This is a genomic window from Ruegeria sp. BH8 (genome assembly GCF_056538065.1).
Map to the genome: position 1 here is coordinate 550,458 of NZ_JBQFSP010000001.1, position 25,408 is coordinate 575,865.

Sequence of the window (25,408 nt, forward strand, 5' to 3'; positions counted from 1 at the left end):
ATGAAGATGAACAAGCTATTCAGCGGGGCGGTTGCCGCCTTTGGTCTGGCAGCCAGTACGGCGCTGGCGGCGGATGAAGTGACACTGCAACTGAAATGGGTCACGCAAGCACAATTCGCGGGCTACTACGTTGCCAAGGACAAGGGCTTTTACGAGGAAGAAGGGCTGGACGTTACCATTCTGCCCGGTGGGCCTGACATCGCTCCGACACAGGTGATTGCGGGCGGCGGTGCTGATGTGACCGTTGAATGGATGCCTGCCGCTCTGGCCGCACGTGAAAAAGGGTTGCCGTTGGTGAACATCGCCCAGCCGTTCAAAAGCTCGGGCATGATGCTGACCTGCTGGAAAGATGCCGGTATTTCGTCGCCTGAGGACCTGAAGAACCGCACTCTGGGTGTCTGGTTCTTTGGCAATGAGTTCCCGTTCATGAGCTGGATGAGCCAGTTGGGCATCAGCACTGATGGGAAAGGCGACAACGGTGTGGAAGTTCTGAAACAGGGCTTCAACGTCGATCCGCTGCTGCAACGTCAGGCGGATTGCATCAGCACCATGACCTACAATGAATACTGGCAGGTCATCGATGCCGGTGTCAGCCCGGATGAACTGGTAACCTTCAAATACGAAGACCAGGGTGTCGCGACGCTGGAAGATGGTCTTTACGTTCTGGAAGAAAATCTCAGCGATGCGGCCTTCACCGACAAGATGCAGCGGTTTGTTCGAGCCTCGATGAAAGGTTGGAAATACGCCGAAGAGAACCCCGACGAAGCGGCGGATATCGTGCTGGAGAACGATGCAACGGGTGCGCAGACGGAAGAACATCAGAAACGCATGATGGGTGAGATCGCCAAGTTGACCGCAGGTTCGAACGGCGCGCTGGACCCGGCGGATTTTGATCGCACCGTTGGTACCCTGCTGGCCGGAGGTTCTGACCCGGTGATCACCAAGACACCTGAAGGGGCCTGGACGCACCAGATTACGGACGCTGCTCTGAACTGACGCTAACCGTTAGTTTGAAGGTCAAAAGCGCGGTCCCAATCGGGGCCGCGTTTCGCATTCGTGGTGTCGGAATTGTGTCTGTACTTGGCACCGATATAAAGTAGTATTTCCCTGTAAACTTACGCGTTTTTATACGAAGGGTCGACTATAGGGAATAAAATGCAGGAATTTTCATCAGAATTCAGCGCTGCGATTGCCTTGATCCTTGGGGGAGATTCTGAGCTGTGGGCAATTGTGCTGTTGTCTCTGAAAGTGTCCGTATTTGCGGTGCTGGTTTCTGCTCTGATCGGAATGCCCGTGGGGGCTGCGTTGGCCGTCGCCCGGTTCCCCGGTCGCCGGATGCTGATCGTCCTGATGAATGCACTGATGGGGTTTCCACCGGTTGTCGTGGGCCTGCTGGTCTATCTGATGCTGTCCCGTTCGGGCCCCTTGGGGGTGCTTGAGCTTTTGTACACTCCGACCGCCATGATCATCGCGCAGGTGGTGTTGGTCACTCCCATTGTCGCGGCTCTGACGCGACAGGTTGTTGAAATGTTGGCTGAGGAATATTCTGAACAGCTGCGGTCCTTGGGCGTGTCACGGCTGGCCTCGGTTCCGGTTTTGTTGTGGGATGCGCGACTGGCACTTGTCACGGCCCTGCTTGCCGGTTTCGGACGCGCCATTGCCGAGGTGGGCGCGGTTATCATCGTTGGCGGAAACATCAATCATGTGACCCGCGTGATGACCACAACCATTGCGCTTGAAACGTCGAAGGGAAATCTGTCGCTGGCACTGGCGCTGGGGGCGATCCTGATCGGGATTGCAATTGCCGTAAACGCGATGGTCAGCGCGGTCAGTTTGCGGGCCGAACAGGAGGGGTTGCGCCATGCGTGACGTGATCTGTGACATGTCGAACTGTCTGACGGTTGAAAATGTGCAAATTCGCAGCAACGGCAAGGTTTTGCTGGATGTTCCTTCATTGATTCTGGATGGTCCAGGGCCGACGTTGCTTCTTGGCCCTAACGGTGCGGGCAAAAGTCTGTTGCTGCGGTGCTTGCACGGCCTGATTTCGCCGGATCGCGGGCGGGTGGTGCAGGATGGAAACCCTCTGGGCGCTGCGCAGAAAGCGCGCCAAGCCATGGTATTTCAGAGACCGGTTCTGTTGCGACGGTCTGTTGCCGCAAACCTGGGCTTTGTCCTCAAGCGTCAGGGCATGGGGCGAGCGGCGAGAAAGGCACGTATCATCGAGTTGCTGGCCGAAGGCGGGCTGGAGGGGAAGGCCTGGCAATCTGCCCGGTCGCTCTCGGGGGGCGAGGCCCAGAGGCTGGCCATTTTGCGTGCCTTGGCGCTGGAGCCGGAAACACTGTTTCTGGACGAACCGACCAGCGCCCTTGATCCCGGCGCGACACAGATGATCGAACGTATGGTTCTGCGCGCGTCGGCGCGGGGTGTACGGATCGTGATGGTCACACATGATATTGGCCAGGCCCGTCGTTTGGCGTCGGATGTGGTCATGATGCAGGGCGGTCATGTGGTTGAACACGGCCCCGCAAAACAGGTTTTGGATACCCCCGAAAGCGAAGCATCGCGTCGCTACCTCGCGGGTGGATTGGTTACCTAAAATATAAAACGGAGAAAATGATGTTCCGCGCAATACTTCGGGCAGCGGTGATAGCCTTTGGTCTGTCGGCAAATGCGGCCTTGGCAGAGACACCGTTCATTGTCGTGCAGTCTACGACATCCACCCAGAATTCGGGGCTGTTGGACTATATTCTGCCGTGGTTCGAGGCCGAGTCGGGCATTGACGTGCGCGTTGTGGCCGTAGGAACCGGTCAGGCAATCCGCAATGCCGTCAATGGTGACGGAGACGTCCTGCTGGTTCACGCCAAATCCGCCGAAGAGAAATTCGTCGCTGATGGATATGGCGTGGAGCGGAAGGACCTGATGTATAACGATTTTGTATTGGTGGGCCCCAAGGCAGATCCCGCTGGAATTCGCGGTGGTGCCGACATTCTGAGCGCTCTTACAGCGATTGCAAAGGCTGAAGCCCCGTTTGCGTCGCGCGGTGATGACAGTGGAACGCACAAGGCCGAGCTGCGGCATTGGTCGGCTGCGGGGCTTGACCCAACCGGCGCGTCCGGCAGTTGGTATCGGGAAACCGGTTCAGGTATGGGGGCGACGCTGAACGTAGCCAGCGGCATGGACGCGTACACTCTGACAGATAGGGCGACGTGGCTGTCCTTTGGTAACAGAGGCAATCTTGAGATCCTGGTCGAAGGCGACCCGCGTCTATTCAACCAATATGGTGTGATCCTCGTGAATCCTGAAAAGCATCCGCATGTACGGGCGGCCGCTGGTCAGCGTTTCATCGACTGGTTGACCGGGCTCGACGGGCAGCAGACGATCGCCTCTTTCCAGCTGGACGGTCAGCAGGTGTTTTTCCCCAATGCGCAATAAGCTGGCCTGCGGCCAGCCCCTGCGGGGCGAGTATTTTTGAAAAGATGAAGGCGCGGGTGGATTTTCACCCGCTGGCCCCATTGTGGTGGATCGTGCCAAGACCAGACAGGTCATAGCCGCCGAACTCGCGCGCCCGCTGGGCGAACTGACCCGAGCGCAACAGGGTTAGCAGTTTCTGTATCGGCGGATCGAAAAAGGCCCGACGCCAGATGGCAAGATCCAGCCGCTCGGAATGAGTGGGGACAAAACCTAAGTTGTAGAGACCGGCTAGGGCGCCAAGCCCAAAACCGGTCTCGGCCTTCCGGTCATGCAGGGCGATCGCAAGTTCTTCTTCTGTACGTGCGCAGCCGGGTCGAATGTCCAGATCATCCCGGCGCAGGCCGTGGGCGTCCAGTTGGGCGTCAAACAGGCGCTGGCTTGCCGCACTGTCCTGACGCAGTATGACGGTGCGTGACTTGAGGTCGTCAAAAGAATTGATGTCGGATATGCCCGGGGCAAGAAGCAATCCACGCTCACGTCGGGCGACTTCATATAGGATCACCGGGGCTTCGCCCAAAGTGTCTTGCAGGGATTCCTTGTTGAATCCGCCATTTTCGTGGATGTGTAACACAGCGGCCTGTGCGCTTCGTTCACTGAGCCTGATCAGGCCATCAAAAGAACCGTCGTAATAGGTGGCCAGCCCCGACCCACTTTCACGCAGCGCCCAGTCCAGCAAGGGATCGTGGCTGCCTGCTATGATCGGGGGCAGGGGCGGTTCTGCGACTTGAGGGCCGGATCGCGACGCGTTGAGCCAGGCAATGATCTCGGCCCGCGGAAACAACAGCTTGCCCATGGCGCGCACACACGGCACCTCGCCTGACGAGGCAAGGTCATAGGCCTTCCGCTCGCCAATGCGCAGCAGATCGGCCAGTTCACGGGTGGTCAGATATTGCGCCATTCAGTCGAGGCGCACGGCGATGCCGGACGTAGTGTCAGCGGTGCTGAACCCGATCTGTTCCAGCACAAGCGGGGCTGCGCCTGCAATAACGACCATCGCGGCGACGGCGGCAAGAAAGGCTTTCATGGGCTCCTCCGGTTCAGTTCCGGTCAGTTGTTGCGCGACGCAAAAAAGCAATAAGATCCTGGCGATCCTGTGCTTTGGCAATTCGCTGCATCGGCATTTTCGACCCCGGAATGTAGTGGTCTGGCCCCTCGTCGAAAAGGGCATTTATTGTCTCGTCATTCCAAATGATATCAGAGCCTTGCAATGTATCCGAGTACAAATATCCACGAACCGTGCCGGCCTGACGTCCAAATACACCGTGCAGGGTTGGGCCTGCACGTCGCGCGTTATCGGAGGACAGGCTGTGACAGATCGAACATTTGCGCGCAAACTGGCGTTCCCCGTTGTCCATCTCATCAGGATTTTTCAGGAAACTCGGTTCTGCCGAGGCCATCTGGTGTTGGTCGGACAGAGCGTCCACAGGCCAGCTGTACATCGCCTCGTCAAGTCCGCCCGCATGGATGTTTTTACCGTCTTTGGAAAATGCCAAAGCCCAGACCGGACCGCGCAACGTGGCGCGAAAATCCTGTGCAATGCGCCAATCGACGGTGTCGATGACCATAATATACCCTTCGCCATCGCCTACGGCCAAAAGTTTCCGATCCGGGCTGAGCGCAAGGGCAAGGATCGGGCGGCGGTCCAGAGTGAAATCGCGCTCTTCCCCGGTGGCAAGGTCAAGGATACGCGTAACACCGTCAACCGCACCATAGGCGATCCAGTTATCCTGTGCATTCAGGGCCAGTTCATTGATGCCGAACCCGTGCTCGACCAGACGCCTTTTTTCCTGCCTGCTGGATACATCCCATAGCCGCAAAGCGCCGTCGACGCCCGCCGAAAATAGCTGTGTGCCGTCAGGTGAGAATGCGACCGCATTCACGCCACTGCCGGTCGGTCCAAGCCGCGCGGGTTCTGTGCCATCGATAGGCCACAGGCCGATTGTTCCATCCCAGCTGGCGGTCGCAATTACGGTTTCTGAAGCCGCAAGGCTGACAATCTTGCCCTTGTGTCGGCCAATGACTTCACCGCCGGGCCATTTGCGCAGGGTGAAGTCGTCTCCGGCAGAATAGAAAGCGGAGCCGTTGAACGCGACTGTGTTCACGGCGGCTTCGTGCCCTTCGTACCATTCTGGTGTTTGCCCGGTCCAAAGGCCCACAGAGTTGTCGAAACTGGCTGTTGCGATGCGACCGTCAGGCGCGGCGGCGATGCCCATGATGGGGCCGCCATGCCCTTTCAGCGTGAAGAATTCTGCCACGGCGGGCAGGGGCACCAGCACCAGCGCCAGAACCAGCCCACGCATCTATTCAGCGGGTGAGGCGGCTGCTGTGTCAGCCTCTTTTTTCTGCACCTCTTCCAGCCAGAGTGAGTGATGCTCGCGCGCCCATTGTTCCTCGACCTCTCCGGTTCCCATGGCGTCAAACGCGCCCTCCATCCCGACCGAGCCGAGATAGATATGAGCGACGATGATCGCGATGAACACATAGGCAATCATGACATGCCAGACTTGGGCGAATTGCATCTCTTCCTGCGGTGACATCTGCACCGGCAAGGTCAGACCCAGCGCCTGCGGAATGCCCGTGGCGTTTGCGACCGAGAAGGTTTTGGCGAACAGGGGCATCTCGAACGGGAACAGCAGTGACAAGCCGGACAGGCTGATCGACACGCCCAGAAGGATGCAGGCCCAGAAAATGATCTTTTGCCCCGCATTGAATTTCCGGGCGGGCGGGTGGTTGCCCTTGGTGAACAGCCCCCCTCCGGCGGCGAGCCATTTCAGGTCGGTCCGGTTGGGAATGTTATGAGCAATCCAGTTCACCGTGACGATGATCAGACCCAGCATAAAGGCCCAGGCCAGATTGTTATGCAGCCACTTACAGCCCAGTGCGATGGTAGCGAAACCTTCCTTGCCGAAGATCGGAATCAGGAAGTCGCGGCCATAGAGCGTGAGCAAACCAGTAATGCCGAGGATTAGGAACGATCCTGCAAACAGCCAATGACCGAAACGTTCAATCCCGTTGAAGCGGGTAACCGTGCGGCCCGTTTTCTCTCCATCGATGCGGATTTTCCCACGGATCAGGAAGAACAGCAGAATGATGCCCAGCATCCCGGCGATGATGTAAGTGCCATATTCGCGCAGCGGTCCGCTGCGGAAGTTCAGCCACCACATGCCGCCATCCTGTATCAACACGCTTGCAGCGGGGCCGTTTGACGATACGGTCACATTGGCCGAGCCATAGCGCAACGCACGATATACATCACTGTCCGACGCGACACCACGGGTGCCAAGCTGACCCATCAGACCCTCGACATTGCTCTGGCCGGTATTGCCGGAGCGATATCCGTTATCCACCTGCTCACCACGTTGCCGGGCGAGAATGTCTTCGAGGGTCGTCGCTCCGCCGGTTCCCGCCCTTTCAGGCGTGGCGTTGCTGTCATCGGTCGTTTGGGCGGCTGCCGAAAAGGTCAGTCCAAGGGTGAACAGAAAAGCGATGAGAAAGCGGAGCATCTGAACCTCGGTCAAATTCCAAGATCGGACAACCCGCGCCGAGCGGGTTGTCCATTGCTTTGTGCAGACAGCGGCTTAGCCGTCTTTCTGGTCGTAAGCAGTACCCCAGCCCCAGGCGCCCGAGCCGAAACCGCGCGCCACGACGCGTTCGCGGTAAACAGCCGACACCACGTCGCCGTCACCGGCAAGCAGGGCCTTGGTGGAGCACATTTCGGCGCAGATGGGCAGTTTGCCCTCGGCGATCCGGTTGCGACCGTATTTGGCGAACTCTGCGGTCGAGTGGTTTTCTTCGGGACCACCGGCGCAGAAGGTGCATTTGTCCATCTTGCCGCGTGAACCGAAATTGCCTGCCTGCGGGTATTGCGGCGCGCCAAACGGGCATGCGTAAAAGCAATAACCGCAACCGATGCACAGGTCCTTGGAGTGCAGGACAACACCTTCTTCGTTCTGATAGAAGCAGTCGACCGGGCACACCGCCATGCAGGGCGCATCCGAACAATGCATACAGGCCACCGAGATCGAGCGTTCGCCCGGATTGCCGTCATTGATCGTCACCACCCTGCGGCGGTTGATACCCCAGGGTACCTCATGCTCGTTCTTGCACGCGGTTACGCAGGCGTTGCATTCGATGCAGCGTTCAGCGTCGCAGAGAAACTTTGCTCTAGCCATTAATCGTCCTCCTTACGCTGCCGAGATCTTGCAGAGAGTACACTTGGTCTCCTGCATCTGGGTCACTGAATCATAGCCATAAGTCTGGGCGGTGTTGGAACTTTCGCCCAGAACATAGGGGTCAGCACCGGCGGGGTATTTGTGCCGCAAGTCCTCGCCCTGGAAATGGCCGCCAAAGTGGAAAGGCATGAAGGCGACACCGGCACCGACCCGATTGGTCAGCATCGCCATCACCTTGACCTTACCGCCTTCCGGACCTTCGACCCAGACCTGTTGCCCGTCCCGAATGCCAAGGTTGTTGGCATCGCGCGGATTGATCTCGACGAACATGTCCTGCTGAAGTTCAGCAAGCCATGGGTTAGACCGGCTTTCCTCGCCGCCGCCTTCATATTCAACCAGACGACCTGACGTCAGGATTATCGGGTAATCCTTTGAAAAGTCGTTCTTTTGGATCGAAGCATAAAGGGTGGGCAGGCGATAGGCGTGCCGGTCTTCGTAGGTTGGATAGTCCACCACCAGATCACGCCGGTTCGTATAAAGCGGCTCGCGATGCAGTGGGATCGGATCCGGGAAGGTCCAGACGACCGCGCGGGCCTTGGCGTTCCCGAAGGGCGCACAGCCATGCTTGATCGCCACCCGCTGGATACCACCTGAAAGGTCGGTTTTCCAGTTGGTCTCGGGGCCTGCAACGGCATCGATTGCAGCGCGTTCTTCAGCCGTCAGGTCGCCGTCCCAGCCAAGGTCCATCAGCATCTGCATCGTGAATTCAGGGTATCCGTCCTGAATTTCTGATCCAACGCTATAGACCCCTTCGGCCAGCAGGTTGTCGCCATCGCGTTCCACTCCGAACCTGGCGCGGAAGGTCAAGCCGCCTTCGGCCACCGGTTTGGACATGTCATAGAGGTTCGGAGTCCCCGTATGACCCATCTCAGCGGTTCCCCAGCACGGCCAGGGCAGACCATAATATTCGCCGTCGTTTGGTCCACCAATGGCTTGCAGCGTGGTTCGGTCGAACGTGTGCTGGTTGGCCATATGGCTTTTCAAGCGTTCTGGCGACTGCCCGGTATATCCGATGGTCCAGAGGCCCGAGTTGAATTCACGCGTGATGCTTTCAACATTCGGGGTCTCGGGGTCTTCCATCTCGATATTGCGGAACAGGCGATCCGCCCAGCCGAACTTGTTGGCGAACTTGGCCATGATGACCTCGTCCGGCAGGCTTTCGAACAGCGGATCAACGACCTTGTCACGCCACTGCAACGAGCGGTTTGACGCGGTGACCGAGCCACGGGTTTCGAACTGCGTACAGGCAGGCAAAAGGTAGACGCCATCGGTGCGGTCATGCAGAACGGCCGAGACAGTGGGATACGGGTCGATCACGACCAGCATGTCCAGCTTTTCCATTGCCGTTTTCATTTCCGGACCCCGCGTTTGCGAGTTCGGCGCGTGACCCCACAGAACCATGGCACGGACATTGTTGTCCTGATCCATGTTCGCAGGGTCTTCCAGAACACCGTCGATCCAGCGGGATACCGGGATACCGCTTTCATTCATCAGCGGTTTGTCCTTGCCGTCTTTGCCCTTGATCGTGGCGAACTGGCCCTTCAGCCAATCCAGGTCTTCACCCCAGACGCGGCTCCAGTGGCCCCATGCGCCCGCAGACAGGCCGTAATAGCCGGGCAGGGTGTGGGACAAAACACCAAGGTCTGTCGCGCCCTGCACGTTGTCGTGGCCGCGGAAGATATTGGTACCGCCACCCGAGGTACCCATGTTGCCCAGCGCAAGCTGAAGCACGCAATAGGCGCGGGTGTTGTTGTTGCCGTTGGTGTGCTGTGTGCCGCCCATGCACCAGATGACCGTGCCGGGGCGGTTGTTGGCCATGGTTCGGGCAACACGTTTCAGTTGCGAGCCAGGCACGCCGGTGACGCGTTCTGTTTCTTCAGGCGTCCATTTGGCCACCTCATCCTGAATCTGGTCCATGCCCCAGACACGGGTGCGGATGAATTCTTTATCCTCCCAACCGTTGTCGAAGATGTGCCACAGGATGCCCCAGATCAGAGCAACGTCTGTGCCCGGGCGGAAACGGACATATTCATCCGCATGGGCCGCGGTGCGCGTAAATCGCGGGTCGCAGACGATCAGCGGTGCGTTGTTCTGCTCTTTCGCGCGCAGAACGTGCAGCAGAGAGACAGGGTGCGCCTCGGCCGGGTTGCCGCCGATGATGAAGATGGCGCGCGAGTTGTGGATGTCGTTATACGAATTGGTCATGGCGCCGTAGCCCCATGTATTCGCAACACCCGCAACCGTGGTCGAGTGGCAGATACGGGCCTGATGGTCCACGTTGTTCGTGCCCCAGTAGGCGGCGAATTTGCGGAACAGATAGGCCTGTTCGTTATTGTGCTTTGCAGAGCCCAGCCAATACACGCTGTCGGGCCCGGATTCTTCGCGGATCGACATCATGCCATCGCCGATCTCGTTGATCGCCTCTTCCCAGCTGATGCGCTTCCACTCGCCGCCTTCCTTTTTCATCGGATATTTCAGGCGGCGCTCGCCGTGGGCGTGCTCGCGAACCGAAGCCCCCTTGGCACAGTGTGCACCCAGATTGAACGGGCTGTCCCAGCCGGGTTCCTGCCCGACCCAGACACCGTTCTGTACTTCGGCAACGACGGTACAGCCGACCGAACAGTGGGTGCATACGGATTTGATGTTTTCGACGGCCTGATTGGCCGCTGTCTGGGCACTGGCTGGCGTCACGGTTCCACCCGTGGCACTGATCGCGGCAAGGCCGCCGATCGTCAGGCCCGAGCCACGCAGGAATGCGCGGCGATCGACGGTTTTCTCGCCGACCTGGGACAGGATACTTGTCCGCTGGGGGCGTCTCGCAACCCCGTTGGTCTTTTTCCTAAGCATGTCTTTCCTCCCTTGCGCGCCGTGTCAGCCACGGCTGGCTTGGTACTGCTGAAACCGACGTCAGGGCCAATCGCAACCGTCTGCCGGGTGTGAAAGCGTCCGGTCCTAGAACCGGGTGCTCTCGATGTAGGCGCGTGTATGCGCAGTATCCTGAATGCGGGTTTCGTCGGTCGGCAGCGCGGCGGCTTCGGCCTTCCCGGTCAGGCTGGCGGCGGCGACGGCAGCAGGTGCTGCGGTTCCGGCCAGTTTGAGGAAGTCACGGCGGGTGGCGCCTTCTTCCTTGGTCTTGCTCATGGGAACCTCCTTTCCCAATTGCAGTGTAACGCCCGTTTGGGCGCTGGCGAATGACAGCGGTTCACGCTGTCGTCATCCGGAACGCTTCGCGCTCGATCTCCATGAACACCCGACCGGCAGTGCCGACGGATGCATAAAGAACCGAGTTCTCGGCTGCTTCCAAATCCGAATAGAAATGCGTGGCCCACGGGCCGATATGCTTGCTCCAGAATGCCTTTTGGTCATCCAGGGATGCCGGGCTGCCAAAACGCCCGACGATCATTCCGGCCATCATCTCCATCAATGAAGCGATGTTATCTTCGGGCTCGAACACGTTCTGGGCACGTGTGATCCCGCGAACCGCCATGTCATTGCGCAGCTGAGCCAAGGGTTTCTCGTTCAAAAAGCCCGTCAGGTAGAAGCTGGCATAAGGCAGCAACTCACCCCGGCCCAATCCGATGAACAACGCATTGAATTCCCGTTCGGCAGCGGATGGCTTGGTCACCTTGGCAACCCGCGCCATGGATTGAATGGCCTTGCCAAGATCCGTGTCATCTCCGACCAGACCAGCCATTTGGTTCAGCAACATCTGGTCCGGAGGACCTGCCAGTAACAGACCCAGAAAGTTATAGAAATCCGCGCGCAGGCGATCCTCGGCTGAAACATCCAGAGTGTGCGCGTCACTTGCGGTCATTTGGTCATCCTTCAAATTCAAATGTCATTCGACGTGGCGACGGGAGACGTTCGAGTTCTTCGGGCTCTTCTACCTGAACCACTGAAACCGGATCTGGGGCAGGGTCGGGGTCAACTGACACGACCTCTGGTTCTGTGAGCGTCTCAGCTTCGATTTCGTCTACTTCCGATTCTTGCGCGTCGGCGGCCAGTGCTTCGACATGCGCCAGCATGCCTTTTCCAACCTGATAGGCGGTTTGGATGTTTTCGATCACGCAGGCCGCATCGGTGTAGTCCTCGCCGTAATCAACCAGCCCGTCGACATTGGCCAGAACAGGGTTCAACCGCCACAACCGCCGCAGGGCGCGGCGCCGCAGGCGATCAGGCACTGCCTTGGACATAAAGCCGGAAACATCATCGCCGGGTCCGAGGGTATCGGGATTGGGAAGGTTGAATTCGGCCAAAATCTCGGCGTCACTCTTTTCTTCAAGTTCGGCGTGATGGGCTGCGATCACCTGTTCTTCAAGGACCAGCGCCTCGGCTTCAGCTTCGGCCTGAACGGCTGCCTTTCGGCGCGACCAGAAATCACGCCGCTCTGTCATTGCAGCACCCGTCTTGGTGCGCGAAATACATCCGATGCCTGCCGGATACGCGCGTCGCCCTTACCATCCTCCACCAAATCGGTTCGCTTTCTGTCGCGACGGCGCTTGACGAACACTTCGTGCTGGTGATGTTTCAGGGTGAAATCCCGTACCCAGGCGATCAACCCTTCGGTCATTGGGATTTTCTCGACAATCTCTTCGCCGGTGTCCGCGTAATCCTGCCCCTGGAACGGAGAAGCGGTGATCAGAACTGCATTCAGGGGCGTGTCGCCCTTCAGCTCATTCCGCAGTACAAGATAGATCGAGGGTTGCCCGTCCGACAGGTTGACCAGGTAGGCTTCAGTCTCGTCCGCCCAGAGGGTCAGGGGAAGGGTGGCAGCGTGGTATTCGACCGCCTCGCCTTCGCGGCGCAGTTCCTGCCAATCGGCTGGCCCTGCACCGGGCAACACGGCGACCGCGCGCCAGTTCCAGCGGGCCCAACGTGTGACCCCGGGTGTTTTGCGCACAATGACGCCAACCGGCATGTCGATCTGGCTTGCGGCCTTGGCCACTGGATCCTCCCCGAAAGGCTCTCCCCTGCCTTTCCATGTCCACTATGGTACACAAAATAGCCACGTGCCAAGCCTGCGCTTTAATACTTTGGTCGTATTCCCGGTAGCGTCTTCGTGATCAAAGCCTGAGAAGGCTTTTGTTTTATGGGATTTTGCCGCGAAACTCTGCCGGGCGCGCTGTGCACTTCGCAGGGTTGAAGTTGCTTCATCGGGAATGCAGCCTAAAGTGCAAAGGCGGGAATGCAGCCTAAAGTGCAAAGGATCGGGACTGCTTCCCGAGGGAGGGGACATGGGCACGAAACTTTTGCTCTGCGATTGCGCGGGAACTCAGGCGCTGGATCCGGACAGGATCGAAAGCGCCTGCGGGATTACCTGTTCAAAGGTGCATACCGCGCTTTGCACAAAAGAACTGCAATCTGCTGCATCCTTGATGCAAGAGGGCGATACCGTCATCGCCTGTCTGCAGGAACAAGAGGTGTTCCGGTCGCTTGCCGAAGATATGAATGTCGAAATTCCCGGCTTTGTCGACCTGCGGGATCGCGCCGGTTGGTCCGATCAGGGCGCGGATGCGACGGCCAAAATGGCTGCCTTAGCTGCCGAAGCGTTCCTGCCGCAACCGGTGACGCCCAGCGTTGATGTTATCAGCGAAGGCACGTGTTTTATCATTGGTCCTGGTACCGTTGCCTTTGGACTGGCGGAAAGGTTGGCCCGAACACTGGCGGTAACCGTTCTGGTCACGGATCAGGCTGAGCCAGACTCTCGGGCCTTCGATGTCATTCGGGGACAATTGCGGTCTGTTTCGGGTGCTCTGGGTGGGTTTTCCTTGCGTCTGGACAATGTGCAGCAAGTGGTTCCCGCAGGCAGAGGTGCTTTCAATTGGACGGAACCAAGAGATGGGGCGCAATCGGCCTGCGATATCATTGTTGACCTGACGGGGGGCACGCCCTTTGTGCAGGCTCCGGCCAAGCGCGAAGGGTATTTGCGGGCTGATCCCAAGAATGCGGTTTCTGTAGAACGTCTGGCTTTTGACGCCGCCCAACTGGTCGGAACATTCGAAAAACCTCTGTACTTGCGACTGGAGGAAACACTTTGCGCCCATTCGCGGGCGGAACAGGTCGGATGCTCAAACTGTCTGGATATCTGCCCAACCGGTGCAATCACACCCTCGGGCGAGCATGTGGCGATTGATCCGATGGTCTGCGCCGGGTGTGGCGAATGCGCGGCGGTCTGCCCGTCATCGGCGATAACCTATGAAGATCCACCTGTTTCGGCCTTGCTGTCACGGATGCATATTCTGGAACGCACGTACCGAAGGGCAGGCGGAATCGCACCCCGGTTGCTTGTGCACGACGCCTACGGTGCCGAAATGATAAGGCTTACAGCAAGGTTCGGCCGGGGATTGCCTGCGGATGTTATCCCGCTGGAATTGAAAGTGATATCCGGGTTCGGCCATTCGGAAATGCTGGCCGCGCTGGCACATGGATTTGCGCGTGTGGATGTGTTGCTGGCCCCGAAGACCGAACGGGATGCGCTGGATCGCGAAATTGAACTGGCACGTGCCATAACCAGTTCGGATGCGATCGGGCTGATCGAGGAGGTGGACCCTGATGCGATGGCAGACTTGCTGTATGCGCAAAATGTCCCCGAACCGTTGGCAAATCCGGTCTTGCCACTTGGCAACCGCCGACAAATCGCGCGGCTGGCAGCACAGGCCCTGAACCCGCAGGCCAAAGCCCCGCTGCCATTGCCTGAAGGTGCGCCTTACGGTGCCGTTGCTGTGAATACAGACAGTTGCACGCTCTGTCTAAGTTGCGTGTCGCTGTGCCCGTCCGGGGCTTTGATGGATAACCCTGACAAGCCCCAGTTGAACTTTCAGCAGGATGCGTGCCTGCAATGCGGAATGTGCAAGACGATCTGCCCCGAAGACGCGATCACCTTGGTGCCGCAACTGGATCTGAGCGATGCTGCCCTGTCTCAGCAGGTCCTGAACGAGGAGGAACCGTTTGCCTGCATCGAATGCGGGGCTTTGTTCGGGGTGAAATCAACCGTTGAACGGATCATGGAAAAGCTTTCGGGCACGCACCCGATGTTTGCCACGTCGGATCAGGCACGGATGATCCAGATGTGCGACAATTGCCGGGTGAATGCTCATTTCCAGCAGCAGGACAATCCGTTCCAGTCAAAACCCAAGCCTCGGGTCGTTACCACCGAGGATTACTATTCGGATAGAAAGGATCACTGAAGCTTTAGCGGCGCGCCCAGATCAGCGGCGTCTATGCGCGAAACAAACGCCAGGATGGCTTCAAGATCGTCCAACGTCATCTTGACCGGGTGAATTGGGGATGGGCGCTCGGGATCAAAGGGCGGTGTCAACCCGTCGATCTGCGTGAATGCGGGGTGGGGATTGAGGGCAAAGAACGCTTCGAACCGTTCCGACCAATCCGGCATCGCGCGCAGGACGGCGAAAGAGGGGGTCGAGCCAAGCCCGTTCATCCGATTGCGGGGGCCAATCACATGACATCGACCACAATGGGTCATCGACAGTTCTTCGCCCAACACGGTGTTGCCGTCCAGGGTATCGTCCGACTGGGTGACCTTGGGATCAAAGCTGGCGCTGAACGGTTCACCCACCACAGGAGGAAAGCTTTCGACAGTGCGCTTGCCGATCTCTGATTGCAGCCAGTCGCGAAACCGGATTTGACGATCATCGCCTTCGATCCGCAGGTGATAAACCACGCCACCACGGGCAAAGACAGGATCGCCGGGTGGTTCGGTTACCAGCACCATGGCACCGGCATCATCTGCGACAACGCGTATCCCGGTCTTGAGAGAGAAGCGAGGAAGGATATGTTGCAACAGACCGGAGTCGTTAACCTCTGCCGGGGCCGCAAGGCCAATCGCCTCCTGCGACAAGGAGGGGGTGGCGGTGAGCGTCAGGCTCAGGCACAACAAGACAAGGCGCATGGTTTAGCCTAACTATGAAGGCTGTTACGCGTCAAATGAACAGAAAGAGACGGAGACACATGCAATGAGCGGCGACCAATACATGTCGACACGCACGCCCCTGTCGGCGGGGCATACCAAGGAGAGAACAGCGTGAGTGTTCGTGACGCGGTTCTGGCGAACCTGAAAAAGATCACCGATCCGGTTTCAGGTCAGGACATTGTCAGTGCGGGCATCGTGCGTGCGCTGAATGTCGAGGGCGATACGGTTCGCTTTGTCCTTGAGATCGACCCGAAGCATGCCGAAAAGATGGAACCTGTGCGCGCAACAGCTGAAAAGGCCGCACAGATGGTTGAGGGCGTCGTAAATGTTTCGGCCCTGATGACTGCGCATTCCGATAAGGCGCCGCCGGACCTGAAGCCGAAACCCAAGCCCTCGCAAACTGGACCGCAGGCCGTTCCCGGTGTCGACCGGATCATTGCGGTTGCTTCTGGCAAAGGGGGTGTGGGCAAATCCACCGTGTCGGCCAATCTGGCCTGTGCGCTGGCCGCAGAAGGGCGGCGCGTGGGTTTGCTGGACGCGGATGTTTACGGGCCGTCGCAGCCTCGGATGTTGGGTGTCTCGGGCCGTCCGGCCAGCCCCGATGGCAAGACCATCCTGCCTCTGCGCAACCACGGCGTCACCATGATGTCGATGGGGTTGATGACCAATGAAGGGCAGGCCGTTGTCTGGCGCGGGCCGATGCTGATGGGGGCGCTGCAACAGATGATGAGCCAGGTGCAATGGGGTGCCCTGGACGTGCTGATCGTCGACCTGCCGCCCGGTACCGGCGACGTGCAACTGACGCTGAGCCAGAAATTCAAGGTGGACGGCGCTATTGTCGTCTCGACGCCGCAGGACGTGGCGCTGATTGATGCCCGCAAGGGAATCGACATGTTCAATCAGCTCAAGACGCCTATCGTTGGGATGATCGAAAACATGTCCACGCATATCTGTTCGAACTGTGGGCATGAAGAACACGTCTTTGGTCATGGTGGTGTCAAGTCCGAGGCCGAGGCGATGGGCGTGCCGCTGCTGGGTGAAATCCCGTTGCATCTGGACATTCGTATCGCCGCAGACGGGGGTGCGCCTATTGTGGTCAGCAAACCAGACAGCCCTCAGGCCGAGGCTTTCCGCAAGATCGCCCGCGACATGATCGCCAAAGGCACCGCATGAGCCAACCGGTCTTTCCCCCTTTGTTGACGGGTCACCCGGTTCAGGGTGGGGAAGACCCGTTTGAACGCGCCCAGGCTATGGCGGCTTTGGGCTGCGATGCGGGGGCGGTTGTTTATAACATTCAGGCCGATTACCTGCGTGTCGCGATCGTTTTCGCGCCCGAGGTGCCGCTTCGGGACGCGATGGCGATGCTGCCGCTTTGTGCCGTTGGGTTTCAGAATGCGCTGGGCGCTCTGGCCCCACCCGAAGTGGCGGTGCATCTGGGGTGGGATGGTCTGATTTGTGTGAATGGTGCGAAATGCGGTGTGTTCCGCGTTTCGGCCTCCGGGGAAAACGCGGAAGAAGAACCGGATTGGCTGATTGTCGGCTGGGAGCTCGCATTGATGCAAACCAGCACCGCGCCCGGCGAAACGCCGGATGTCACAGCCCTTTATGATGAAGGTTGTGCCGAGGTTTCGGCCACGCAACTGGTCGAAAGCTGGTCACGCCATATGCTGACCTGGCTCAACCGCTGGCAGGAGGATGGCAACGCGCCCCTGCATGCCGAATGGATGGGCCTGCTGCGTGGCGTAGGTGAGCCACTGGTTGATGGCGGTGTATTCCTTGGCACGGATGAGAGGTTTGGAATGCTGATCCGCGACGGGGTCAACACCCGCCTGCGCCCGCTGACGGAACTATTGGAGAACGGACGATGAAACTGGCCCGCGCGATCCATTTCGATGAAAGCGACATGAACGTGTTCCATTCTCCGGCACGTACGGGCGAATGGTGCGTTTCGGGCGGGTTCGAGTTTTCGAACTGGAGCGGCGCGGATCTGGAAGGTAAGGCGCGTCAGGCTTTTGCGAATGGCTGGCTGGGGTTGGAAACCTTTGGCCGGGTGACATTTGTGGCGGTAACCCAGATCGAAGCGGCTGAAAGGGATCAGATCACCCGCAATCTGGCAGAACATTTCGTGCAGTATTACGGAGCGCCCTCGGTCGAAGCGGCATTGAGCGTGGCACAGAACGAAATCGATCACATGTCAGAGCTGTGTGAAGACCATGCGGCCAACACGCTGCTGACCGTCGCCAGAGAATTGTCTGAGACAGGAGTGCACGAAGCCTTTCGTGTGATCACTCCGCAAGACGCACAGCTAGAGGTTCTGGCGGTGCATGGGTCGCTGGACGACTAGAAAGGGTCGACAAACCCGCCGAACTGACCGCGCTTGAAGATCAGACCCTTGCCGGTGCGGTACATGACCTGATCCACATGACCCACAATGATCAGATGATCTCCAGCCTCGTGCCGGGCATGCAACCGGCAGTCAAACCGTGCCAGACAATTGGCCAGCTGCGGGCGATCAGCCTCGTCCGTCGTCCACTCGGCATGGGTGAAATCCACACCGTCGCGGGCAAATCTAAGCGCCTGGTCCTGTTGATCCTGAGCCATCACATGGATCGAGTAATGCGTGCAGGTGCTGAAAGTGTCGAAGCGGTTTGACTCTCTGGCCAGGCACCACAACACCAGCGGCGGATTCAGGGACACTGACGCGAACGAGTTTACGGTGATTGCACGTGGGCCGTCTTCGGTTTGCGCAGTGATCACGGTGACGCCTGTTCCGAAACATCCCAGCGCCTCACGAAAGGCGTGGCTTTGATCCGGGGTCGGTGTGAAAATCTTTTCCGTCATATCGCGCGCGTGTTCCTTGGCCGCGCATCAGGTGCCATGCGTGGCCCGGATTGTCCACGAAAAGCTGAACGGCGTTTGCAAATTTCGGTGTTAATTCAGGTCTTCCAGAAGACGTCCGTGTTTGCGGGTCTGGACGATAACTTCGCCAAAGGTGTTCAGCCCGCGCGCCTGCAGAATGGGCAGCATCTTGACCAGCGCCTCGGCCGTTGCCACCGCGTCGCCCAATGCCGTATGGCGCAGCGCCTCGGGGATAGTGATGTCCAGCCGTTCGCACACTGCGTCCAGTGTATGTGTATCGCTTGCGCCGAACAAAACAGCCGACAGCAGCACAGTGTCGAGTATCGGATGATCCCATTCGACTTCCATACGCTTGGCATGGCGGCGCAGGAACGCCATGTCGAACGGGGCGTTATGGGCTACAATCACCGCATCGCGTGAGAATTGGTGAAACACACGCCCGGCTTTGACGATATCCGGCGCGCCCTGAACCATGCGATCACTGATCTTGTGCACGCGGGTCGAGGCAGCAGGGATCGGAATGCCCGGATCAACAAGCATGTCCAGATGCTCGCCCGCAACGATCTTGCCTTTCACAACGCGGACCGCGCCGATTTGAACGATCTCATCCTTGTGCGGCAGCAAACCGGTTGTTTCCGTGTCAAAGACCACAAAACACAAATCCACCAAAGAGCGGTTTTCGAACGCACCGTCACCCGGCGTGTCCAGCAACTCGAAATCATAGACCAGTGGGCGTGCCTCATCTGGCGACATACGGGCAACGCTGTCTTCGAACACCAGCATGTAACCGGGTGCGTCCCCCAGTGGCTTCATTCGGGCCGAATAGGTTTGTCGGCCGTCCACGCTGGTCAGGGTGCAGAAAACATCCTTACCTGATTTGCACAACTTTCCATACGCGTCCGTCAGCCCCGTCGATTCGATGTATTCGAAGAGCGAGGCGTTCAGGCGGGGATGCGCGATCTGGGCCAGCACCTCGGCTGCCTGACCATCATACAAAACGATCTGGTGTTTCGGACTGGCCAGCAACATGGCGACCGGGATTTCGGTCAGAAGGGCAGTAAGGCGCTGTTTTTCCGCCGCCAGATGAGCGGTTTCGGCGGCCACCGCCTCGGCTGTGTGCATGGCATTTGCGGCAAGTTGCTCGGCCAGGCCAGCCGCTGCTGGGGCCAGATCGCCCAGGTATCGCGCGGCTTGCATGTCCAGATCGGTGCTGACACCGGCATGAGCGCGGGCCCGCAGTTGTGCTGAAAGCCGTTCGATCGGTTTGGCGACATTGTCGTCAAACAACAGCCAGATACCGGCGATCAAAGCCAGTAATCCAAACCCGATCAGAACCTCGGCAAAGATGAAGTCATCAAACAGGTCAGGTTGCGCTGCCCGGGCATAGGTGATCCACAGGGCGGCGGAACTGATTGATATCCCGCCGAGCGCGAGCAGACAGAAAAACAGAAATATCCTGAGCCTGAGGCTTAACCCTGTGAGCATGGTCAAACCCCGCAGGTGGCGTCGATGATGGGGTCGGCAGGCCCGGCAGATATCCAGTCTGCATTCAGCAGACGCCCGTCATCGGAAAACTCAGCACCGTCCGCAAGGTTGGCGCGACGATTCTCGGCACAGTTTACGGCTACGGGCAGTTTTGAAACCGGGGCCCAGCGGCCGAAGAAGTAAAGATCGACAAGCCGCTGGTCGGGCACGTTTTCGTTTGTGCGCACCGACACGGTATCGATGGCGGCAAAGCGGTCGACGAAGGGCATGGCGTAGGTCCACGGGCGGTAGAGGGCGCGGCTTTCAACCTCTTGCACGATTGCCATCTCCTTGGGAAGCTGTTCGCGCGTACGCTCATACCAGGAATACTCGCTGGAGATGGTCACAGCGATCATCCCCAAACCCGCCGCGACCGGAGTAACCCATTTCGGCAACCGCCCTCCGGTCAGCTTGTTCAGCACAAGAACGATACCCGCAAAAGCGAAGCCCGCAAAAACAGTGCCGATCAATTCCAGAAACATCGTGTCACTCCGTTCTTCAGATGCATGTCAGCCCAGTAGTCCCTTGCCGTGGCCGACCGCCGATTGCATCGTTTTTACCACAACAAAGGCATCACGAAGATGACTTCGCTCAAAGTCCGAAAGATCGGAAGGTGGCAGATAATTGTCTGGTTTCTTGCCCGATTTAACCAGCTGGACCTGGTGTTCAAGCCGGGTTTCAGCGATCAGATCATAGGCGTCCAGTAAATCGCGTGCGCCCGACGCGCTGAGAACGCCATTGGCCTCAGCCGCTTTAAGGCGGGCTCGGGTATTGGCCTCGGGCAGTTCGCCTTGCAAGGCGTAGATCCGCGCCAGATCCACGACCGGAACAACACCATTGTGTTTCAGGTCCAGCGTATTGCGATGTTCGCCCGACCGGATGGTCGCAAAACCACGCAGCAAACCCAGCGGCGGCGTGTGTTTCAACGAGTTCGAGATCATATGCGCAACGAAGATCGAATTGGCCCGAGCTGCGGCCAATGTGTCGGCCTGCAGGTCGGCGAACAGGTCGAACGCGCCGCCAATCGGGCGCAAGTCAAACATGACTGATGCCAGCATCTGCGCTTCGGGGTTTGGTTTGGCGATCCATCCCTTGAAATAGTCGCGCCAGACACGCACCGGCTGACACCAGCGCGGATTGGTCGCCATCATGTCGCCGGGACAATAGAAATAACCACAGGTATCCAGCCCGTCCGACACGAACCTGGCCAGCTTTGTAAAGTATTCCATATCCGCATCGGTCACTCTGTCATCCAGCATCAGGCAGTTGTCCTGATCCGACACGCCTGTCTGCTCTTGCCGCCCTTGCGAGCCGCAGGCCAGCCACAGATACGGCACCGGGGGCGGGCCCAGTTTCTGTTCAGCAAGGGCCAGAAGGCGCCGGGTAACCGTGTCGGCAATGTCGGTGATCAGGCGCGTGACTATTTCGTGCCGGTTCCCGCCTGCAACCAGTTGCACCAGCAGCTGTGGGATTTCCGCCGTTACTCGCGCCATATCTTCGGCGGTATTTGCCTGTGCGATGCGTCGCACCAGTTCGGCCGAGTTCACGGCCTGGTAATGTGTCAGGTCGGTTTGTGTGACGATACCGACCAGTCGACCGCCCTCGGAAATCGGGACGTGGCCGATGCCGCGTTCCATCATGATGTGCAACACGTCTGAACCAATGTCGCCGGGTGACAGGGTGACGGGGTTCGCGGTCATGATCTCGGAAATTGGCGTGGAAGGAGGCAGGCCGTCCGCAACGTATTTGCCCGAGATATCCCGCAGCGTCGCGATGCCCTGCAACGTGTCGCCGTCTGTGATGCACAGCGACGAGATGTGTTTATCGCGCATGATCTGCGCCGCTTTCTGAACTGGCGTATCCGCGGGGCAGGTGGCCGGGTTAGGTGCCATAAGAATATCAATGGAGCTGGTCGCAAGGCTTTGCGGGCCACTTCTGTCGCCGCGTGTGCGGTTGAAGAACCTGGCGACCACATCGTGACCGTCGATCAACTCGCGCACCAGATCCGGTGGCAAAACAATCAGGACCGACGGAGTGTGCGCACGCGCCTTGGTGGCTGCCTTACCGTCTTTCAGCAGTCCGCGCTCTCCAAAAGAATTGCGCAAACCCAGTTGAGAGACAACGGCACCATTCTCATCGGTGATTTCAACCTGTCCTTCATAGATCACGAACACACCGGGAAGCGCATGACCCAGTTCATAGACCGAGGTGTCTTCCTCGACTTCCCAGACCTCGATCTGTTTTACGATCTGATCCAGGGCATCAGCCGGTAACGCGTCATAGGGATGAACGGATTTCAGAAACCGGGCGATTTCATCGTGGGACAGGGGCATCTGATGTCTCCGATGTTTTGGTGAAAAAATCCCGCCCAGTGGTATGCCGGGCGGGAGTAGTGGATCGAAAGATGCGGTCGAAGGCAAGTGCCAACGACCGCATCATGCTCACTTGTTCTGAGCTGCACCCGCACCACGGGGAATGCGAACGCTTTCGACCAGTTCCTTGATCTCCTGCGGAGTTTCCTTGGTCATGCCAGCCACAACATAGGCGACAGCGAAGTTGACCATGGCACCGACAGCGCCGAACGAGGTCGACTGGATCGGACCCAGCAACGGATCAGCATCGGTGAACGAGTTGGTGTCCGGAATGAACAGCCATCCCTTGTGCAGGAAGATGTAGACCAGTGTAACGACCAGACCTGCCAGCATACCGGCAACAGCACCGGTGTTGTTGATGCGGGTCGAGAAGATCCCCATCATCAGTGCCGGGAAGATCGAGGCTGCCGCCAGACCAAAGGCCAGAGCAACAGTCTGTGCTGCAAAGCCCGGAGGATTCAGACCCAGCCAGGTCGCTACAGCAATCGCCACAGCCATCGCAATCCGTGCCGACAGAAGCTCGCCTTTTTCCGAGATCTGCGGGTTGATTGCGCCCTTGATCAGGTCGTGAGACACGGCCGACGAAATCGCCAGCAGCAGGCCCGCAGCAGTCGACAGAGCAGCCGCAAGACCACCAGCAGCGACCAGACCGATCACCCAACCGGGCAGGTTGGCAATCTCGGGGTTGGCCAGAACCAGGATATCGCGGTTGAACTTGGTCAGTTCGTTACCGACCCAGCCTTTTTGTTCCGCAATCGCCTGCATCGATTCAGACTTGTCATTGTAGTACTGAATCTTGCCGTCGCCGTTCTTGTCTTCCCAATCCAGCAGACCGGTTTTCTGCCATGTGGCCATCCAGTCGTACCGAGCATCATTGTCGATCTGTTCGACTGTAACGGCACCACCTTCGATGCCACCATTGGGCCACATCATGTCGGTGATATTCAGGCGGGCCATTGCGCCAACAGCCGGAGCGGTCAGATACAGCAGCGCGATGAAAACCAACGCCCAGCCAGCCGACCAGCGTGCATCAGCAACTTTGGGAACGGTGAAGAAGCGCATGATAACGTGCGGCAGACCGGCGGTACCGATCATCAGCGACAGGGTGAACAGCACCATGTTCAGCGTGTTCGAGTGATGGGCCGTGTATTCGTTGAAGCCCAGCTCTGTCACGATGCCGTCCAGCTTGGTCAGCAGCGGTACACCGCTTGCAGTGTCGCCAAACAGACCCAGTGCCGGAATCGGAGTGCCGGTCAGCTGTAGCGAGATAAAGATGGCAGGGATGGTGTAGGCGGTGATCAGCACGCAGTACTGAGCGACCTGTGTATAGGTCACGCCCTTCATCCCTCCGAACACCGCGTAGGCAAACACAACGCCTGCACCGATCAACAGCCCGGTGGTGTTCGACACTTCCAAGAAGCGGCCAAAGGCAACCCCAACACCGGTCATCTGACCGATAACGTAGGTCACCGATGCAACAATCAGACAGATCACCGCAACGATGCGTGCTGTCTGGCTGTAGAAGCGGTCGCCGATGAACTCCGATACGGTGAACTTGCCGAACTTCCGCAGGTAAGGCGCAAGCAGCAGGGCCAACAGCACGTAGCCACCCGTCCATCCCATCAGGAAGGTCGAGTTGTCATAGCCGGTAAAGGCAATCAGGCCCGCCATCGAGATGAACGAGGCCGCAGACATCCAGTCTGCCGCTGTCGCCATACCGTTGGTGACCGGGTGTACGCCGCGACCGGCGGCGTAGAACTCTGATGTGGAACCCGCGCGGGCCCAGATCGCGATGCCGATGTACAGCGCAAAGGATGCGCCGACAAACAGCAGGTTGATGGTAAACTGATCCATTATCCCCGCTCTCCCTTACTCTTCATCCACGCCGTGTTCGGCGTCCAGCTTGTTCATGCGCCAGGCGTAGTTGAAGATCAGCACCAGAAAGACCAGGATCGATCCTTGCTGAGCGAACCAAAAGCCCAGATCAGTACCACCGACGGCGATGCCCGACAGCAGCGGACGCAGCAGGATGCCGAATCCAAATGACACCAGCGCCCAGATCACGAGGCTGATGTAGATGAGGCGCAGGTTGGCCTGCCAATAGCCCTTATCGGCTTCGGCTGCCTGCGCGGAGTTTGTAGATTGATCCGCCATTGCGGGTTCCTCCTTCGCTTCCTCGTTTGGCGGCCCGGTGCCCAACTCCTCCAGTGCGTCGGTCCGCTTCTCGACAATGCCCAACACCGTGTGGTGCCAGGCAAAACTCCACCAGTCCGCCAAAGCGGTCTTTTGAAGTATTCTTTTTAGGATCAAAGCCTTGCGGCTTATCTCCTCCCCTTAACTCATCACGTCGCTGACGATCCCTTCGAGATCGCCCGCGATATCCTCGATCCTGCCCATGGCATTGATGCGTTTCAGAACACCGTGACCGTCGTAATAGGTGATCAGCGGCGCGGTCTGCGCATGATAAGCTGCCAGACGCGAAGCCACGGTTTCAGCGTTGTCATCCGCGCGGCGCTTGAATTCGGTGCTGCCGCACTTGTCGCACTTACCGTCTTCGGCAGGCTTCTTAAACTGGTCGTGGTACCCTTCACCGCAGCCCGCGCAGGTGTAGCGGCCCGAGATGCGGATCACCATTTCGGCATCTTCCACTTCCAGGCTGATTGCTGCGTTGATCTTTTGGTCATTGGACGCAAGCAAACCATCAAGCGCCTCGGCCTGAACCGTTGTGCGTGGGAACCCATCCAGAATGACACCCTTGGCGCAATCTGGTTGCGCCATACGGTCGCGCAGGATCGCAATGACGATCTCGTCACTGACCAGATCACCGGCTTCCATCACGGCTTTGGCGGCTTTGCCTGCGTCGGTGCCTGCGGCAACGGCTTCGCGCAGCAGGTCACCCGTGCTGAGTTGAACAAGTCCGAATTTCTCTTCCAGCATCCGGGCCTGCGTGCCCTTCCCGGCGCCCGGAGGGCCGAGAAGGATAAGTACTGCGGGTGTGGTGATCGTAGCAGCGTCCATCA

Annotated in this window: 26 protein-coding genes; 8 read left to right on the forward strand and 18 right to left on the reverse strand. The window is 58.6% G+C overall.

What is annotated here, in order from left to right:
- Positions 1 to 6: 6 nt before the first annotated feature.
- From ACR0AD_RS02710 to ACR0AD_RS02725, 4 genes are all read left to right on the forward strand, one after another.
- Positions 7 to 996, forward strand: a complete 990-nt coding sequence (locus ACR0AD_RS02710) for an ABC transporter substrate-binding protein (protein ID WP_480476654.1) — start codon at positions 7 to 9, stop codon at positions 994 to 996.
- A gap of 159 nt (positions 997 to 1,155) precedes the next feature.
- Positions 1,156 to 1,869 carry an ABC transporter permease gene (locus tag ACR0AD_RS02715; protein ID WP_480485912.1) on the forward strand — a complete coding sequence of 238 codons (714 nt, stop codon included), beginning with the start codon at positions 1,156 to 1,158 and terminating at the stop codon, positions 1,867 to 1,869.
- Entirely contained in the window at positions 1,862 to 2,596 is a 735-nt protein-coding gene (locus tag ACR0AD_RS02720) for an ATP-binding cassette domain-containing protein (protein ID WP_480485910.1), read from the forward strand. Before ACR0AD_RS02715 ends, ACR0AD_RS02720 begins: the two co-directional genes overlap by 8 nt.
- Positions 2,597 to 2,616: 20 nt before the next feature.
- The gene (locus ACR0AD_RS02725) at positions 2,617 to 3,432 is read left to right on the forward strand and encodes an ABC transporter substrate-binding protein (protein WP_480485908.1); all 816 of its coding nucleotides are present in this window, start codon (positions 2,617 to 2,619) and stop codon (positions 3,430 to 3,432) included.
- Positions 3,433 to 3,496: 64 nt separating this feature from the next.
- Here the strand turns inward: ACR0AD_RS02725 and ACR0AD_RS02730 are convergent, their stop codons facing one another.
- The 10 genes from ACR0AD_RS02730 to ACR0AD_RS02775 form a co-directional block, all read right to left on the reverse strand.
- A complete protein-coding gene (locus ACR0AD_RS02730; RefSeq protein ID WP_480485906.1) occupies positions 3,497 to 4,369 on the reverse strand; it encodes a substrate-binding domain-containing protein in 873 nt (290 codons plus the stop codon).
- Complete coding sequence (locus ACR0AD_RS02735; protein ID WP_480485904.1) at positions 4,370 to 4,495, reverse strand: hypothetical protein; 126 nt, start codon at positions 4,493 to 4,495, stop codon at positions 4,370 to 4,372. It abuts the gene before it with no gap.
- A gap of 13 nt (positions 4,496 to 4,508) precedes the next feature.
- The gene (locus ACR0AD_RS02740; protein ID WP_480485902.1) at positions 4,509 to 5,771 is read right to left on the reverse strand and encodes a c-type cytochrome; all 1,263 of its coding nucleotides are present in this window, start codon (positions 5,769 to 5,771) and stop codon (positions 4,509 to 4,511) included.
- Complete coding sequence (locus tag ACR0AD_RS02745) at positions 5,772 to 6,974, reverse strand: formate dehydrogenase subunit gamma (RefSeq protein ID WP_480481324.1); 1,203 nt, start codon at positions 6,972 to 6,974, stop codon at positions 5,772 to 5,774.
- 75 nt (positions 6,975 to 7,049) lie between these two features.
- Positions 7,050 to 7,643 carry a formate dehydrogenase FDH3 subunit beta gene (fdh3B, locus tag ACR0AD_RS02750; RefSeq protein WP_209504177.1) on the reverse strand — a complete coding sequence of 198 codons (594 nt, stop codon included), beginning with the start codon at positions 7,641 to 7,643 and terminating at the stop codon, positions 7,050 to 7,052.
- Between the two features lie 12 nt (positions 7,644 to 7,655).
- Positions 7,656 to 10,550, reverse strand: coding sequence for a formate dehydrogenase subunit alpha (locus ACR0AD_RS02755; protein ID WP_267365565.1), 2,895 nt, complete (start codon positions 10,548 to 10,550; stop codon positions 7,656 to 7,658).
- Between the two features lie 105 nt (positions 10,551 to 10,655).
- On the reverse strand, positions 10,656 to 10,844 hold the full coding sequence (locus ACR0AD_RS02760) for a ubiquinol-cytochrome c reductase iron-sulfur subunit N-terminal domain-containing protein (RefSeq protein WP_209504175.1): 189 nt from the start codon (positions 10,842 to 10,844) through the stop codon (positions 10,656 to 10,658).
- A gap of 61 nt (positions 10,845 to 10,905) precedes the next feature.
- Positions 10,906 to 11,517: a TorD/DmsD family molecular chaperone gene (locus tag ACR0AD_RS02765; RefSeq protein ID WP_480485900.1), complete on the reverse strand. Its 612-nt coding sequence runs from the start codon at positions 11,515 to 11,517 to the stop codon at positions 10,906 to 10,908.
- 4 nt (positions 11,518 to 11,521) lie between these two features.
- Positions 11,522 to 12,097 carry a DUF3306 domain-containing protein gene (locus ACR0AD_RS02770; protein ID WP_480485898.1) on the reverse strand — a complete coding sequence of 192 codons (576 nt, stop codon included), beginning with the start codon at positions 12,095 to 12,097 and terminating at the stop codon, positions 11,522 to 11,524.
- Positions 12,094 to 12,648, reverse strand: a complete 555-nt coding sequence (locus ACR0AD_RS02775; protein WP_267365561.1) for a DUF3305 domain-containing protein — start codon at positions 12,646 to 12,648, stop codon at positions 12,094 to 12,096. The genes ACR0AD_RS02770 and ACR0AD_RS02775 overlap by 4 nt, the downstream gene beginning before the upstream one ends.
- Positions 12,649 to 12,937: 289 nt before the next feature.
- Here ACR0AD_RS02775 and ACR0AD_RS02780 point away from each other — a divergent pair, with 289 nt between their 5' ends.
- The gene (locus ACR0AD_RS02780) at positions 12,938 to 14,890 is read left to right on the forward strand and encodes a 4Fe-4S binding protein (protein WP_480485896.1); all 1,953 of its coding nucleotides are present in this window, start codon (positions 12,938 to 12,940) and stop codon (positions 14,888 to 14,890) included.
- Here ACR0AD_RS02780 and ACR0AD_RS02785 read toward each other — a convergent pair.
- The gene (locus ACR0AD_RS02785; RefSeq protein ID WP_480485895.1) at positions 14,884 to 15,612 is read right to left on the reverse strand and encodes a hypothetical protein; all 729 of its coding nucleotides are present in this window, start codon (positions 15,610 to 15,612) and stop codon (positions 14,884 to 14,886) included. The two genes, ACR0AD_RS02780 and ACR0AD_RS02785, sit on opposite strands and share 7 nt — an antisense overlap.
- A gap of 132 nt (positions 15,613 to 15,744) precedes the next feature.
- On the opposite strand from ACR0AD_RS02785, the gene ACR0AD_RS02790 reads away from it, so the two are divergent.
- The 3 genes from ACR0AD_RS02790 to ACR0AD_RS02800 are packed head-to-tail and all read left to right on the forward strand — an operon-like array spanning position 15,745 to position 17,977.
- Complete coding sequence (locus ACR0AD_RS02790; RefSeq protein WP_480485893.1) at positions 15,745 to 16,806, forward strand: Mrp/NBP35 family ATP-binding protein; 1,062 nt, start codon at positions 15,745 to 15,747, stop codon at positions 16,804 to 16,806.
- Entirely contained in the window at positions 16,803 to 17,501 is a 699-nt protein-coding gene (locus ACR0AD_RS02795) for a biotin/lipoate--protein ligase family protein (RefSeq protein ID WP_480485891.1), read from the forward strand. The genes ACR0AD_RS02790 and ACR0AD_RS02795 overlap by 4 nt, the downstream gene beginning before the upstream one ends.
- Positions 17,498 to 17,977, forward strand: coding sequence for a DUF6505 family protein (locus ACR0AD_RS02800; RefSeq protein ID WP_480485889.1), 480 nt, complete (start codon positions 17,498 to 17,500; stop codon positions 17,975 to 17,977). Before ACR0AD_RS02795 ends, ACR0AD_RS02800 begins: the two co-directional genes overlap by 4 nt.
- On the opposite strand, the gene ACR0AD_RS02805 is transcribed toward ACR0AD_RS02800, so the two are convergent.
- From ACR0AD_RS02805 to ACR0AD_RS02835, 7 genes are all read right to left on the reverse strand, one after another.
- Positions 17,974 to 18,474: a flavin reductase family protein gene (locus ACR0AD_RS02805; RefSeq protein WP_480485887.1), complete on the reverse strand. Its 501-nt coding sequence runs from the start codon at positions 18,472 to 18,474 to the stop codon at positions 17,974 to 17,976. The genes ACR0AD_RS02800 and ACR0AD_RS02805 overlap by 4 nt on opposite strands.
- 90 nt (positions 18,475 to 18,564) lie before the next feature.
- Positions 18,565 to 19,977 (reverse strand): 3'-5' exonuclease, encoded by a 1,413-nt coding sequence (locus ACR0AD_RS02810; protein ID WP_480485885.1) that lies wholly within the window; start codon positions 19,975 to 19,977, stop codon positions 18,565 to 18,567.
- Positions 19,978 to 19,979: 2 nt separating this feature from the next.
- The gene (locus ACR0AD_RS02815; protein ID WP_480485883.1) at positions 19,980 to 20,498 is read right to left on the reverse strand and encodes a hypothetical protein; all 519 of its coding nucleotides are present in this window, start codon (positions 20,496 to 20,498) and stop codon (positions 19,980 to 19,982) included.
- A gap of 27 nt (positions 20,499 to 20,525) precedes the next feature.
- Complete coding sequence (locus ACR0AD_RS02820) at positions 20,526 to 22,349, reverse strand: DUF294 nucleotidyltransferase-like domain-containing protein (protein ID WP_480485881.1); 1,824 nt, start codon at positions 22,347 to 22,349, stop codon at positions 20,526 to 20,528.
- Positions 22,350 to 22,457: 108 nt separating this feature from the next.
- Positions 22,458 to 24,242 (reverse strand): sodium:solute symporter family protein, encoded by a 1,785-nt coding sequence (locus tag ACR0AD_RS02825; RefSeq protein WP_480481301.1) that lies wholly within the window; start codon positions 24,240 to 24,242, stop codon positions 22,458 to 22,460.
- Between the two features lie 15 nt (positions 24,243 to 24,257).
- The gene (locus ACR0AD_RS02830; protein WP_209504901.1) at positions 24,258 to 24,542 is read right to left on the reverse strand and encodes a DUF4212 domain-containing protein; all 285 of its coding nucleotides are present in this window, start codon (positions 24,540 to 24,542) and stop codon (positions 24,258 to 24,260) included.
- A 180-nt stretch (positions 24,543 to 24,722) separates the two neighbouring features.
- Positions 24,723 to 25,406, reverse strand: a complete 684-nt coding sequence (locus ACR0AD_RS02835; protein WP_267364040.1) for an adenylate kinase — start codon at positions 25,404 to 25,406, stop codon at positions 24,723 to 24,725.
- Positions 25,407 to 25,408 lie beyond the last annotated feature (2 nt).